This is a genomic window from Streptomyces sp. 2114.4, from assembly GCF_900187385.1.
GTDB lineage: Bacteria > Actinomycetota > Actinomycetes > Streptomycetales > Streptomycetaceae > Streptomyces > Streptomyces mooreae.
On record NZ_FYEY01000001.1, the window covers coordinates 1621910 to 1634996 of the forward strand.

The 13087-nt window shown below is 71.5% G+C and carries 11 protein-coding genes and 2 pseudogenes; 7 read left to right on the top strand and 6 right to left on the bottom strand.

Annotated features, from left to right (window positions below):
- Positions 1-124: 124 nt before the first annotated feature.
- Both CFW40_RS37875 and CFW40_RS07065 read left to right on the top strand, forming a co-directional pair.
- Positions 125-235 (top strand): annotated as a pseudogene (locus CFW40_RS37875) (nuclear transport factor 2 family protein); the annotation flags it as partial.
- A 166-nt stretch (positions 236-401) separates the two neighbouring features.
- Positions 402-617, top strand: a complete 216-nt coding sequence (locus CFW40_RS07065; protein ID WP_088796979.1) for a tautomerase family protein — start codon at positions 402-404, stop codon at positions 615-617.
- 141 nt (positions 618-758) lie between these two features.
- Here CFW40_RS07065 and CFW40_RS07070 read toward each other — a convergent pair whose 3' ends face one another.
- Positions 759-1529 (bottom strand): SDR family NAD(P)-dependent oxidoreductase, encoded by a 771-nt coding sequence (locus tag CFW40_RS07070; RefSeq protein ID WP_088796980.1) that lies wholly within the window; start codon positions 1527-1529, stop codon positions 759-761.
- A 179-nt stretch (positions 1530-1708) separates the two neighbouring features.
- Between CFW40_RS07070 and CFW40_RS07075 the strand changes: the two genes are divergently transcribed.
- Both CFW40_RS07075 and CFW40_RS07080 read left to right on the top strand, forming a co-directional pair.
- Positions 1709-2392, top strand: a complete 684-nt coding sequence (locus tag CFW40_RS07075; RefSeq protein WP_088796981.1) for a TetR/AcrR family transcriptional regulator — start codon at positions 1709-1711, stop codon at positions 2390-2392.
- 370 nt (positions 2393-2762) lie between these two features.
- Positions 2763-3200: a subtilase-type protease inhibitor gene (locus CFW40_RS07080; RefSeq protein WP_088796982.1), complete on the top strand. Its 438-nt coding sequence runs from the start codon at positions 2763-2765 to the stop codon at positions 3198-3200.
- A gap of 188 nt (positions 3201-3388) precedes the next feature.
- Here the strand turns inward: CFW40_RS07080 and CFW40_RS07085 are convergent, their stop codons facing one another.
- The 3 genes from CFW40_RS07085 to CFW40_RS07095 all read right to left on the bottom strand — a co-directional run bounded on the left by CFW40_RS07085 (position 3389) and on the right by CFW40_RS07095 (position 6991).
- Positions 3389-4465: a S1 family peptidase gene (locus tag CFW40_RS07085; protein ID WP_088796983.1), complete on the bottom strand. Its 1077-nt coding sequence runs from the start codon at positions 4463-4465 to the stop codon at positions 3389-3391.
- 424 nt (positions 4466-4889) lie between these two features.
- Positions 4890-5825, bottom strand: coding sequence for a slipin family protein (locus CFW40_RS07090; protein ID WP_088796984.1), 936 nt, complete (start codon positions 5823-5825; stop codon positions 4890-4892).
- A 266-nt stretch (positions 5826-6091) separates the two neighbouring features.
- Positions 6092-6991 carry a S1 family peptidase gene (locus tag CFW40_RS07095; protein ID WP_088796985.1) on the bottom strand — a complete coding sequence of 300 codons (900 nt, stop codon included), beginning with the start codon at positions 6989-6991 and terminating at the stop codon, positions 6092-6094.
- A gap of 484 nt (positions 6992-7475) precedes the next feature.
- On the opposite strand from CFW40_RS07095, the pseudogene CFW40_RS07100 reads away from it, so the two are divergent.
- Positions 7476-7682: pseudogene (locus CFW40_RS07100) on the top strand (ABC transporter substrate-binding protein); the annotation flags it as partial.
- A gap of 293 nt (positions 7683-7975) precedes the next feature.
- Positions 7976-8425, top strand: coding sequence for a cell division protein SepF (locus CFW40_RS07105; RefSeq protein ID WP_088796986.1), 450 nt, complete (start codon positions 7976-7978; stop codon positions 8423-8425).
- A 106-nt stretch (positions 8426-8531) separates the two neighbouring features.
- On the opposite strand, the gene CFW40_RS07110 is transcribed toward CFW40_RS07105, so the two are convergent.
- The gene (locus tag CFW40_RS07110) at positions 8532-9761 is read right to left on the bottom strand and encodes an acyl-CoA dehydrogenase family protein (protein ID WP_256331561.1); all 1230 of its coding nucleotides are present in this window, start codon (positions 9759-9761) and stop codon (positions 8532-8534) included.
- A 181-nt stretch (positions 9762-9942) separates the two neighbouring features.
- The gene (locus tag CFW40_RS07115; RefSeq protein ID WP_088796987.1) at positions 9943-11595 is read right to left on the bottom strand and encodes an MFS transporter; all 1653 of its coding nucleotides are present in this window, start codon (positions 11593-11595) and stop codon (positions 9943-9945) included.
- Positions 11596-11806: 211 nt separating this feature from the next.
- Between CFW40_RS07115 and CFW40_RS07120 the strand changes: the two genes are divergently transcribed.
- Positions 11807-13000 carry a glycosyltransferase family 39 protein gene (locus CFW40_RS07120; protein ID WP_088796988.1) on the top strand — a complete coding sequence of 398 codons (1194 nt, stop codon included), beginning with the start codon at positions 11807-11809 and terminating at the stop codon, positions 12998-13000.
- The last annotated feature ends 87 nt before the right edge of the window (positions 13001-13087 follow it).

The window sequence follows — 13087 nt, forward strand, 5'->3', positions numbered from 1 at the left end:
CCCCCGGCTGACCTTGCATCTCTCGTGTCCCTCGCTCCTCCCCTCCACCATAACCCGCCCATCGAACATTCGTACGAACACGCACCCCGGGGGCCGCCTCCGCCCTCCACCGATCAGCCCCACCCGCTCCCTCGTGGCGGACCACCGCAACGACACCTGGGGCGCAATGCGCACCCGCCTGCACTTCACGGTGGAGGACGGAAAGGTGAGCCGGTTCGAAACGGGGCAGGCGTGACGCCCGGCGGGACGCAGGGGCCCGCGCTCCCGCACGTCACCGGAGTCGATCTGCGACACTGGTAGAAACATGCCTGCACAAGCAGGCGTTGACGTCATCAGCGTCACGGCTCCGCGGAAATCAGCGGCATGACGGCCGGATCTCACCCTCACGTGGGAGGTATCCGATGCCCTTCATCGACATCAAGGTGATCGCAGGGGTCTTCACCCCCGAAGAGAAGCAGAAGATGGTCGAAGATGTCTCCGAGGCGTTGATCGCCATCGAAGGCGAGGCACTGCGACCGGTGACACATGTCGTGGTCACCGAAACGCCCAGCGGCGCATGGGCCATCGGCGGTAAGGCCCTGACGGCCGAAGACGTCCAGGCCAAGAGGGCCGGCTAGCCCGGGCGGCATCCACTGGACCGAAGAGCACAGTGCCCGTCACGCCGAAGAGCACCGTGCTCGTCACGCCGAAGAGCACGGTGCCCCTCGCGTGATCACACCTTCCGTACGGTGACGCCGGCCCGCCCGCCGCCCCAGCGCTCACATATGCGTGCCGCCGTCGATCCGGATCTCCGTGCCGGTGATGAACGCGCCGTCCTGTGAGGCGAGCATCGCGATGACGCCCGCGACCGTGTCCGGGCTGGCGAATCCCTCGCCGAGGGCCGGGGTGAGCTTGTCGAACAGGCTCGTATCGGCGTCCTCGGGCAGGCCCGGGACGCCGCCGCTGGTCATGCCGCTGGCGATGGAACCGGGCGCCACGCAGACCGCGCGCAGCCCCTGCTTGCCGTACTCGGCGGCGATGGCGTGCGTCATGGACTGGATGCCGCCCTTGCTCGCCGCGTACGCCGACATGTACGGGTGCGCGAACGCGGCGGAGGTGGAGCTGAAGTTGACCACGACCGGCGCGCGGCCTTCCAGGAGCGCGGGCAGCGATTCGCGGATCATCAGGAACGTGCCGGTCAGGTTGATCGAGATGACCTGCTGGAAGTCGGCCAGGGTGGTCTCGTGGGTGTGCGAGGCACGCAGGATGCCGGCCGCGTTGACCAGGACGTCCAGGCCACCGAGGCCGGCCGCCGCGGCGGGGACGGCGGCGCGGACCGCCGCCTCGTCGGCGATGTCCAGCACCGTGGTCTCCAGCCGGCCGGCGACGCCGTCCGCGGCCGCACGGTCGGCGGTGGCCCGCAGACCCGCCGCGTCGATGTCCGCCGCCACCACCCGGCCGCCCTCGGCGAGGATCCGGTGGACGGTGGCCCGGCCGATGCCCGAGCCGGCTCCGGTGATCAGGGTGCGGCGGCCGTCAAAGCGGTTCATGGTCCGGTTCCGTTCTCGATGTGCGTTGGCGCGGTGATGCGCTGGCGCGTTGGCTCGCTCGCGCGCTGGTGTGCTGGTGCGTCGGCACGTCGGCGCATTGGCACAGTACGTCTGACTGGCACATCGTGCCAATCACGCGTTACGTGCCACTACGGCGCGAAGTTCCGTAGGCTGACGCCATGCCGACCCCGCCCCGCCCGGCCCCGCTCCCCCGCACCTCGCTCACCGAACGACGCAAGGCCGAGACCCAGCTGGAGATCGCCCGTACCGCGGCGGCGCTCTTCGCCGAGCGCGGCACCGCCGTCACCGCCGACGACATCGCACGCGCCTCGGGAGTCGCGCTGCGCACCTTCTACCGCTACTTCCGCACCAAGGAGGAGGCGGTGAGGCCGCTGCTCGCCGACGGGGTGCGGCAGTGGACCGACGAGTTGGCCGCCGCACCGGCCGGGCCGGGCGCACCTCCCGTACGCGAGGTGCTGGAGCGGTCGGCCCGCCGGTCGCTGACCCCCGCCGACGAACCGGCCGCGGAGGCGCTGCGCTGGACCCGCGGGCTGCTGCGGGCGATGCCGGACGATCCCGCGCTGCGTGCGGTCTGGCACCGGGTCCACCACGACGCCGAGGAGGCACTGGTGCCGCTCCTGGCGCGGCTGACCGGCGCGGGAGGGCTGGAGGTGCGGCTGGCCGCGGCCGCCGCGAATACCGCGATGCGGGTCGCGGTGGAGGAGTGGGCGGCGGGGGACGGGGCGCCGGACGGCCCGCGGGGGCCCGGCAAGCTGGTGGTGCGGTGCCTGCGGGCGCTGACGGCCGGGCTGCCGCAGCTCGACGGGGCGCACGACCGGGAACACCGGCCGCCGGCCGGGTAAGCCGAGCCGGCGATGGCCGGTTCTTACCTCAGTGGGCACTCCGGGCGACCCGGAGGGCGCCTCAGGCCCCCCTCTTCGGCCAATCGCCGGAGATCGAAACCCGCCCGAACGGCCGGTCGGCGGCCGGATCCCTTCCTTCCGGGTATGGGTGACCTTTGCCAGGGGCATGACCGGCACCGCATCCGCACTGGCCGAGCCCGCCTTTCCTTCGCGCGACCCGCACCACCTCCGGTTACGTTCGCGCCATTACTCTCAGCTTTCACCTAATGACTAAAAGCGATCGCCTTATGCCCACTCAAGATGCTTTCGGGATGCGGTTGGGCCAGACTCCCGTCCGGTATCTGCACCTTCGAGCAAGGGAGTGTTCGTCATGCGGTACATCACTGGGGCGGTCGCGCTCGGCGCGGCACTGGTCCTGGGCACGCTGGCCACCACCGCACAGGCCGCCGCACCGGCGCAGCCGTCGCGGACCGGTGGTCTGTACGCCCCGACGGAACTGGTGCTGACGGTGGGCCAGGGCGAAAGCCGTGCGACCGCCACGGTGCAGCGCGCCGTGACGCTCAGCTGTATGCCCGGGGCCAGGGGCAGCCACCCCGACCCGAAGGCCGCCTGCACCCAGCTGCGGGCGGTGGCCGGTGACTTCAACGCGATAACCGGCGCCTCCTCGGAGCGCCTGTGCACCAAGGAGTGGAACCCCTTCGTGGTCACCGCGGACGGCGTGTGGCAGGGCAAGCGGGTCTCGTACAGCCACACCTTCGCCAACCCCTGCGCGATGCGCAACGACAGCGACGTGGTCTTCGCGTTCTGAGCCGATCCGATCTGAGCTCGGCTGAGCTGCTTCAGATCCCCGGGCACCGGAGGGTGGTGCCCGGGGATCGTCGTGTGCGGCGGGCACCGGGGGCCGGCGCCCGCCCCCGGAAGCCGAAGCATCCGGGAGCCGGTGCCGTGCGCCAGGAGCGGTGCCGTGCGCCGGGAGGGTGCGCTGCCGCGCGGAGGTCAGCCGATCTGGGCGCCGTAGGCCTTGAGGGCCTCCGGGACCGGCTGGAAGAAGGTTTCGCCACCCTTGGAGCAGTCGCCGCTGCCGCCGGAGGTGAGGCCGATCGCGGCATCGCCGTCGAAGAGCGCGCCACCGCTGTCACCGGGCTCGGCGCAGACATCGGTCTGGATCAGGCCCTCGACCGTGCCCTCCTGGTAGTTGACGCTGGCGTTCAGCGCCTTGACGGTGCCGTCGTGGACCTGGGTGGTGCTGCCGCTGCGCTGCACCTTCTCGCCGACGGTGGCCTCCGCGGCCTTGGTGATCTTCTGCGTGCTGCCGTTGTAGAGGTCGACCTCGCTGGGGTGCGGGGTGTCACCTGTGTACTTGGCGAGGGAGAAGTCGTCGCCCGGGAACTTGGAGTCCTCGGTGGTCGCGATCGCCGAGCCGCCCTGCTTGTCGGACCAGCTCTTGATCTCGTTGCCGCAGTGGCCGGCCGTCAGGAAGTACGGCTTGCCGTCCTTGACGACGTTGAAGCCGAGCGAGCAGCGGGCCCCGCTCCCCCAGATCGCGTCGCCGCCACCGATGAAGGGGGTGAACTCGCCCTTGCTGTGGCGCACCTCGACCTTGTCACCGAGGGCCTTGGCGACCTTGGTGAGCCGGTCCAGCTTGGTGCCCTTGACCGTGCGGTCGGCGGTGACCACGACCTTGTTGCTCTGCGGGTCGATGCCCCAGGACGTGCCGGGGATGGTCGCCTTCGACTTCAGCGTCCGCCGGGCCGAGTCGAGCTGGGCGAAGGTGTGCTTGACGAGTCTGGCTTCCGCCCCCTTCGCCCGCACGGCCCGGGCCTGGGCCTTGTTCACCACATTGACGACCAGCTTCTTGGCCTTGGCGTCGTAGAAGGAACCGGCCGTGTCCGTCTTGAGGTGGGAGGCGAGGGCCGACGCCGCGGTGGAGGTCAGCTTGGCGAGCGCGGGGGTGCGCGCGGGGGCCGTGGACGCGTTGGCGTTGGCGAGGGTGACAGTGGCGGTGGCGGCGAGCGCAAGGGCTCCGGCACCTGCGACGATGACACGCCGGTTGGGTATGCGACGGTGCTTCAAGTCAGAGCCTCCGTGGGGGGAAGAGCCCGGAAACCGTGGGGAGTTGTCCGAGCCCGGAGAGTGAGGAGTCAGGGCAGGGACGGCCCGGGGAGCGGATCCCGGGAGGCGCGCCCATGCCCACGTGCGGAGCCGAGTATCGCCATCCGCCTCACTCGCGCACAAGACCGGGTTCCGGTCTCACATACGGGAGTTCACGATTTCGCCACACGAGGGTCACGCCGGTGTCCGCATACCTCGACGCCGAGTGCGGACATCAGCAGGCACACCGGGCACCCGGCGGACGGCAACGTGTGAGGACTATAGCTGGCCGGAAAACGGCGGCCGGGAACCGGCCCCCGTACAGCAGAGAACGCCGTAAGCGACTACATAAGCAGGCATATACGGCGATGAGACGGACATCAGGAACGCAGTTCCCCCTCCACCGCTACGGCAGTTCCTCGGCGTCCGGAAGGTCCTCCAGCTCCGGGGGTGGCGCGCCCTCCTCGCCGCCCTCCTCGCCGCCCTCGACGGCCGCACCCGAGGTCCCGGACCGCGCCGGACCATCCGGGCGCCGCCCGGCGGCCCGCTCCGCCTCGGCCGCCACGGTCTGCGCCTGGGCCTGCAGCCCGGAGCGCTCCAGGAACCGCAGCAGTTCGACCGGGAAAGGCAGGACAAGGGTGGAATTCTTCTCGGCGGCGACCGCCACCACGGTCTGCAGCAGCCGCAGTTGCAGCGCCGCGGGCTGGTCGGACATCGCCTGGGCCGCCTCGGCCAGCTTCTTGGACGCCTGCAGCTCGGCATCGGCGTTGATCACCCGGGCCCGCCGGTCCCGGGTCGCCTCCGCCTGGCGGGCCATCGACCGCTTCATCGTCTCCGGCAGCGAGACGTCCTTGATCTCGACCCGGTCGACGGTCACCCCCCAGCCGATGGCCGGGCTGTCCATCATCAGCTCCAGGCCCTGATTGAGCTTTTCCCGGTTGGACAGCAGGTCGTCCAGTTCGCTCTTGCCGATGATCGACCGCAGTGAGGTCTGGGCCATCTGCGAGACCGCGAAACGGTAGTCCTCGACCCGGATGACCGCGTCCGCGGCGTCCACGACCTTGAAATAGACGACCGCGTCGACCCGGACGGTCACGTTGTCCCGGGTGATGCCCTCCTGGGCGGGCACCGGCATCGTGACGATCTGCATGTTGACCTTGCGCATCCGGTCGATGCCCGGAACGATCATGGTGAACCCCGGCCCGCGCACCTGGGAGGCCAGCCGGCCCAGCCGGAGCACCACACCCCGCTCATACTGCTTGACCACCCGCGCCGCGGCCACGAGATAGACGGCCCCCACGGAGGCCAGCGCCACCCCGGCCGTCACCAGTTCTTCGACCATCACGGCTCCCTGACATGTGCCGCGCGCCGTCCGAATCGCGCTTTTTACTATGGTATGCCCGGCCAGGGAGGGCGGGCGAGGAAGCCCATGCCAGGCGCTACCGGGCGCGGCCGGGCCCCCGTCCACCGGTGGACGGGGGCCCTTGGGCTGCCGGAGAAGGGTCCGGTGTGCCGCTGGAACCGGACCCGGCGATCGGTACGGTTGCTGCCCCGCCGTACGGACCCGGTGCGCGCGGGCCGGGCCGTACGGAGGTCAGCCGGCCGGCGTCAGTAGACGCTCACCCCGTAGGCGCTCAGCGCCTCGGTGACCGGCTGGAAGAACGTGGTGCCGCCGGACGTGCAGTCGCCGCTGCCGCCGGAGGTGAGGCCGAGCGCCTTGGTCCCGGAGTAGAGCGGGCCGCCGCTGTCGCCGGGCTCGGCGCAGACGGTGGTCTGGATCAGTCCGGAGACGATGTCGCCGCCGCCGTAGTTGACGGTGGCGTTCAGCGCGGTCACCTTGCCGCTGTGGATGCCGGTGGTGGAGCCCCGTCGGGTGACCGACTGGCCGACGGAGGGGGTGCCGGCGCTGGTGATGTCCTGACTGCCGACCGTGCCCTCGTGGGAGACCGAACCGGTGTACTTGATGATGCCGTAGTCGTTGCCGGGGAAGCTGCTGCCCGCGGTCGGGCCGATGCTCGCACCGGAGCCGGTGGTCCACGGCGGGTTGCCGTCGGTGCAGTGACCGGCGGTCAGGGCGTAGTAGGTGCTGCCGCTGCGGACGTTGAAGCCCAGCGAGCAGCGCCAGCTGGGGGCGTAGATGGCGTCGCCGCCGGAGATGAACTTGCGGAAGGTGCCCGCGATCCGGTCGATGCGGACCGCATCGGCGTTGCTGCCGGCGGCCCGCTCGATCCTGGCGATCTCCGCCTGGGAGACCGTGCGGTCGGCGGTGACGACCAGGGTGTGGCTCTTGCTGTCGACCCGCCAGGCGGTGCCCGCGACATCCGCGCCGCGGATCGCCTGGCCGACGGCGGTGAGCTGGGTGGCGCTGAACGTCCTTGTAGGGGCGGGGATTTGCGCGTTGGCGGTGGGGATGGCGATGGCACCGACGGCCACCAGTCCGGACGCCACGGCGATCAGCCGGGTGCGTCTCGCTACGCCGCTGCGGGGGGTGGTGCGCTCGTTCCTCACTGATTCCTCCGAGGGGGATCGGGGGGCCGCCGGTGGGCAGCCCGTGAGGCGCAGCCGAAGGGCACCCGAGAATCCGCACGTTCATTTTCAGCGTGCCCCTGACAAGCGCTGAGCGGAGTTTCGGGCGCGCCACCCCCGCAGCGCAAGAGGTCCACACGCTTGTCTTGTGCCGGATACACGTGCTTCATGGCCGCACCGCCGCAACACTCCGCCCCGGCAGCCTCGTTGACGGCTGCCGGGGCGGCGCTGACCCCCTCGGTCGGAGGTGCGACGGATCAGCGGACGACGCGGTTCCGCCCGCCGGCCCGGCGGAGCGACGGGCAGGGTGGTCCGCGGTCGGGCTCGGGCCGAAGAGGCCGTCGATACGGCCCGACTACCCCGCCGACGTCCGCGCACGGGGCAGCCTCTCCGTCGCCGCCGGTGTCGGCACCCCGCCCGGCGCGACCTGTCGGGCCGACGGCAAGGCCCTGGCAGGCCAGGACATCGACAGCCGGACCCGCGGTTCCTCCATGAGTTCAAGCGGCTGGACGTCGGCTTCGCGTTCAGGAAGGGCACCTCGCCGGCGCCCGCCGCGCAGGCCGCGGTGGGCCGGCCGCAGAAGGACGGCACCTGCGGCCGGATCCTCAAGAAGTGGGGCACCGGGCCCTGGGCCCTGACCGCATCGCGGATCAACCCGCCGGAGATCCGCTGACCCAGGGCCGTCGGACGACGGGACATGTGCGCTGGTCCCGCGTATGAACCTACCCGCCGGTCCGGTCCGCCTGCCGCTGACCGTTTCCCGCCCGGGGAGGGTCAGGTACCGACCGTGAGGCTCTTCATACTGTCAGTTTCCTTACGGGGCGCGAAAGGTGATGACACGCCACCCTCTTTGCACCAGATGTGTCACGAACCCCCCGTGCGGCGGCTATCCACTTGGCACACTGTCGGCCTGATGGACGACGATAGGGGTACACACACAGACACCGCGGGTGAGAGGAGGCGTCAATGGGATCGGTGCGCAAGGCGAGCGCCTGGCTTGGCCTCGTCGACGACAGTGATGACGAGCGCTACTACGACGACGACTACGCCGAGGGACCCGATGCCGGCGACTCGGGCGAGGGCCCCTGGGTCACCGACCCCCGGGTCCGGGTGGCCGACGATACCGCCCAGGACCAGGGCACCCGCATCGCCACGGTCACCCCGGAGAGCTTCCGGGACGCCCGCGGCATCGGCGAACTCTTCCGGGACGGGGTCCCGGTGATCGTCAACCTGACGGCCATGGAGCCCTCCGACGCCAAGCGGGTGGTGGACTTCGCGGCCGGTCTGACGTTCGGTCTGCGGGGTTCGATCGAGCGGGTCGCCACCCGGGTGTTCCTGCTGACCCCCGCCGATTACCAGGTCGTCAGCGGTGAGGCCCGCGCCCACCGCAACGGCGGTTTCTTCAACCAGAGTTGAGCGCGACCCGCGTGCTTTTCGCCGGGGGTCCGGGGACTCGCGGCGGCAGCCGCCGGTGTGCCGGCCCCCGGATCACACAGCGACCGGCCTGAGCGGGCGGGACCGCTCACCGGAAGGCGTCCAGACCGGTGAGCGCCTTGCCGAGCACCAACTGGTGCATCTCGACGGTGCCCTCGTAGGTGAGCACCGATTCCAGGTTGGTCGCATGCCGCATGACGGGGTACTCCAGCGAGATCCCGTTGGCCCCGAGGATCGTCCGGGCCGTACGGCAGATCTCGATCGCCTCCCGTACGTTGTTCAGCTTCCCGAAGCTGATCTGCTCGGGACGCAGCCGCCCCGCGTCCATCCGCAGCCCCAGATGGTGGGCCAGCAAAATCCCCTTGTGCAGTTCGACGGCCATGTCGGCGAGCTTGGCCTGGGTGAGCTGGAAGCCGCCGATGGGCTTGCCGAACTGCTCCCGCGTCGTCGCGTAGTCCAGCGCCGTCTCGAAGCTGGTGCGGGCGGCCCCCATGGAGCCCCAGATGATGCCGTAGCGGGCGTGGCTGAGGCAGCCGAGCGGGCCGCGCAGCCCGGTGACCTCCGGAAGCACCGCGTCGGCCGGCAGCCGTACGTCGTCCAGGACGAGTTCGCTGGTCACCGAGGCCCGCAGGGACCACTTGTGCTTGATCTCGGAGGCGGCGAACCCGGGAGTGCCGGTGGGGACCAGGAAGCCGCGGATGCCGTCGTCGGTACGGGCCCAGACCACCGCGACGCCGGCCACCGAGCCATTGGTGATCCACATTTTGCGCCCGTTGAGCACCCAGTCGCCGCCGCTCCCGCCCTCGCGCTTGGCGTGCGTCCGCATCGCGGCGGGGTCGGAGCCGATGTCCGGTTCGGTCAGGCCGAAGCAGCCGATGATCTCGCCGGCCGCCATCCGGGGCAGCCACTGCTGCTTCTGCTCCTCGGAGCCGAAGCGCCAGATCGCGTACATGGCGAGCGAGCCCTGGACGGAGACCAGGGAGCGGATTCCGGAGTCGGCGGCCTCCAGCTCCAGGCAGGCCAGGCCGTACTGGACGGCGGAGGCGCCCGTACAGCCGTAGCCGGTGAGGGACATTCCGAGGGCGCCCAGGGAGCCGAGTTCGCGGGCGAGTTCACGGATGCCGGGCAGCTCGCCGCGCTCGTACCAGTCGGCGATGTGCGGCAGGACGCGGTCGGCAGCCCACCCGCGGACGGTGTCCCGGACGGCACGGTCCTCGTCGGTCAGCAGGTCGTCGAGGCCCAGCGGGTCACCGGGGTCGAACGGCGGGACCACCGGGGCTGCGGACACCGGGGACGTGGCGGACGGCTTTGCGGGCATGGCGGGGCCTCCGGCGGGTTCAGCGCTCGCGAAAAACTAGCAGCGGTAGTTATTCGCTTCCGACGGTACGGCCCACGGTGCCGCGCGGCAAGGGTCACCGCCGCGCGGCGGGGCGGGCAGGCACCGGTCGGGGCAGGCACGCGCCTTGCGGGGCAGCGACTCCCGCAGGGAGAAGCGCCGGTCAGCGGCCGGAACTCGCCGGGGCGGGCTCGCCGCTGCCGCGGCCGGCACCGGCCGTGCCGCCGCCCGGCGCAGGCTCCCCGTCCGCTTCCGCCCGCTCCGTGGACTCCGCCGCCCGGCGCGGCAGCCGCAGCGCGATCCCCGCACCGACCAGCAGCAGCACGGCGCTGGCGACGAGGGTGACGTGCAGCCCGTGGACGAAGGACTCCCGGGCGGCCTCACGCAGCGTCACCTTGGCGCCCTCGCCCAGTCCGGCGGCCACCTTGTAGGCCTCGCCGAGGGAGTGCGCGGCCGAGGCGGAGGCCCGCTCGGGAACGCCGTCCACATGTGCCAGGCCCGGGGCGTAGGCGGCGTTCATGACGCTGCCGAGCAGGGCGACGCCGATCCCCGCGCCGAGTTGGTAGGAGGTCTCCCCGATCGCGGCGGCCCCGCCCGACTGTTCGGCGGGCGCCTCGCTGAGCATCGACTCGTACGCCCCGAACAGCGTGGACTGGAAGCCGAAGCCGAGCAGGACGAAGCCCGCGGACAGCAGCCAGGGGCGGTCCTGGCTGCTCATCGCGGTCAGACAGAGCACCGCGACGGCGGTCAGCACGAAGCCGAGGGACACCATCGCGCGCGGGCCGAGGGCCTGCAGCATCTTCGAGCCGGTCAGGCCGGCGGCCATCGCGGCGAAGACCAGCGGCAGCATCCGCAGACCGGTCTGCAGCGGGCTCAGTCCGAGTACGAGCTGGAGGTACTGGACGGCGATCAGCTGCAGGCCCACCAGGGCGAGCATGGCCAGCACGATGCAGCCGACGGAGGTGCCGAAGGCGGGCCTGGCGAACAGCCGCATATCGATCAGCGGGTGCGTGCGCCGGCGCTGGCGGCGTACGAACAGGACCAGCAACAGCATGCCGAGGACGATGGGCAGGAGCGTGGTCGGGCCCAGCACGGCCGCGCCGCTGCCGATCCGCTTGACGCCGAGGACGATGCCCAGCACACCGAGCGCCGCGACGACCGCGCCGATCACGTCCCAGGGGCCGTTGCGCTCCCCGCGCGACTCGGGCAGCAGCCACCGGCCTATCAGCAGCATCGCGGCCATCATCGGGATGTTGATGAGGAAGACCGAGCCCCACCAGAAGTTCTCGACGAGGAAGCCGCCGAGGACCGGACCGACCGCGGCACCGACCGCGGCCACCGCGCTCCACACGCCGATGGCGACCGCGCGCTCGCGCCGGTCGGGGAAGACCTGTCGCAGGATCGACAGCGTGGCCGGCATGATCATGGCGCCGCCGATGCCGAGCAGGGCGCGGGCCACCATCAGGATCTGCGGGTTGGGCGCGAGCGCGGCGGCGGCCGAGGCCAGGCCGAAGAGGCCGTAGCCGAGAAGAAGGATGCGGCGGCGGCCGACCCGGTCGCCGAGGGTGCCGAACAGGATCAGCAGCGAGGCCGCGATCAGCGGGTAGACGTCGACGATCCAGAGGAGTTCCACCGGGCCCGGCCGCAGGTCCTCGGTGACGGAGGGCACGGCGACGTACAGGATCGTGGTGTCCAGGGCGACGAACAGCAAACTGACGCAGAGCACGATCAGCACGGTCCAGCGGTTCGCGCCGCCGCCTGTGAGCCGGGGAACACCAGCCGTCCGTCCACTGCCGGACGCGGTCGTCCCGGACATGCAGCACCTCCAGTCATGCTCTCGCGGCCACGGATCAGGGCGCGAAAACGCCCCGGTGGAACCGGCGGCACAAGCGAGTAGAGACGTCAGACTACGCGAGTCCCGGTGAGTGCCGCGTGGCTCACCTCACGAAGAGACGCACATCGCAGCGCCGTGCGTTCCCCACCCCGCCGTCGGCAATCGTTCTTCGGCCACCTGGATAATCTTCCGGATGAACGATCTTGCCTCCGCGGCCGTTCCCGGCCGGCCCCTGTGCGACGTGCCCGCCGCACGGGCCGCGCTGCGCCGGGCCGCACCCGCGCTGGCGGCCTTCGCGGCGATCCGGCTGCTGGGTCTCGTCGTCCTCGGGGCCTGGTCCACGGTCAACGGCAAGGACTGGCACACGCTGCTGGCCGGCCGCTGGGATGCGCTCTGGTACACCCGGGTCGCCGAGCAGGGCTATGGCTACACGGTTCAGCTGCCGCACGGCGCTGTCCACTCCGACCTGGCGTTCTTCCCGCTGCTGCCGTCTTTGGAGCGGGGTCTGCCGGCCGTGGTGCCGCTGTCGCCCGCCGATGCCGGGCTGGTGGTGTCCTGGCTGGCGTCGCTGGCTGCCGCCTGTGCGCTGTACGCGACCGGCGAGCGGCTGCACGGGCACCGGGCCGGGGTCGCCCTGGCGGCGCTGTGGGCCGCGGTGCCGGTCGGGATCGTGCAGTCGATGGCGTACTCGGAGTCGCTGTTCACCGCGCTCGCGGCCTGGGCCCTGTATGCCGTGCTGACCGGGCGCTGGGTGTGGGCGGGGGTGCTGGCCTCGCTGGCCGGGCTGACCCGGCCGGTGGGTGCGGCGGTGGTCGCGGCGGTGTGGGTCACCGCGGCGGTGACGCTGGGGCGGCAGCGGACCGGCGGCGTCCGGGGGCGCGCGGCGCTGCGCGCGCAGCCGGGCCTGCTGCCCGGCGTGCTGCTCGCCCCGCTCGGCTGGTGCGGGTACTTCCTGTGGGTGGCGGCGCGGCAGGGCTCGTTGACCGGATATCTGGACGTCCAGGCGGGCTGGGGCAACGGCTTCGACGGGGGGATCGCCTTCGGTGCCTTCCTCGGGGAGCTGCTGTCGGGCCCCTCGTTCGCGGCCGGCCTCGGACTGCTCCTCGGCGTCGGGCTGCTGATCTGGCTGTATCTGCGCGGCGTACGGCAGGGCCAGCCGCTGCCGCTGGCGGTCTACGGCGGCACGGTGCTGCTGCTCGCGCTGACCGCCAAGGGCTACTTCGGGTCCAAGCCGCGGCTGATGCTGCCGGCCTATCCGCTGCTGCTGCCGCTGGCGGCCGGGCTCGCGCGCCGGAACCCGGTCCGGTCCTGGCTGGTCGTCGGCCTGGTGGCGGCCGGCTCCGCGGTGTACGGGGCGTTCTGGCTGAACGGTTCGGGCCCACCGTGACGAGCCACGACCCTGCGTGATCGAACAAACGCTTTGCGTGACACTCCTCCGGGGGAGCGACGCGCGCCACCGGGCGGCGGACGGATA

Coding starts and splice junctions, on each gene's coding strand:
- CFW40_RS07065 (WP_088796979.1), top strand. CDS start 402: ATGCCCTTCATCGACATCAAGGTGATCGCAGGGGTCTTCACCCCCGAA.
- CFW40_RS07070 (WP_088796980.1), bottom strand. CDS start 1,529: ATGAACCGCTTTGACGGCCGCCGCACCCTGATCACCGGAGCCGGCTCG.
- CFW40_RS07075 (WP_088796981.1), top strand. CDS start 1,709: ATGCCGACCCCGCCCCGCCCGGCCCCGCTCCCCCGCACCTCGCTCACC.
- CFW40_RS07080 (WP_088796982.1), top strand. CDS start 2,763: ATGCGGTACATCACTGGGGCGGTCGCGCTCGGCGCGGCACTGGTCCTG.
- CFW40_RS07090 (WP_088796984.1), bottom strand. CDS start 5,825: ATGGTCGAAGAACTGGTGACGGCCGGGGTGGCGCTGGCCTCCGTGGGG.
- CFW40_RS07105 (WP_088796986.1), top strand. CDS start 7,976: ATGGGATCGGTGCGCAAGGCGAGCGCCTGGCTTGGCCTCGTCGACGAC.
- CFW40_RS07110 (WP_256331561.1), bottom strand. CDS start 9,761: ATGCCCGCAAAGCCGTCCGCCACGTCCCCGGTGTCCGCAGCCCCGGTG.
- CFW40_RS07115 (WP_088796987.1), bottom strand. CDS start 11,595: ATGTCCGGGACGACCGCGTCCGGCAGTGGACGGACGGCTGGTGTTCCC.
- CFW40_RS07120 (WP_088796988.1), top strand. CDS start 11,807: ATGAACGATCTTGCCTCCGCGGCCGTTCCCGGCCGGCCCCTGTGCGAC.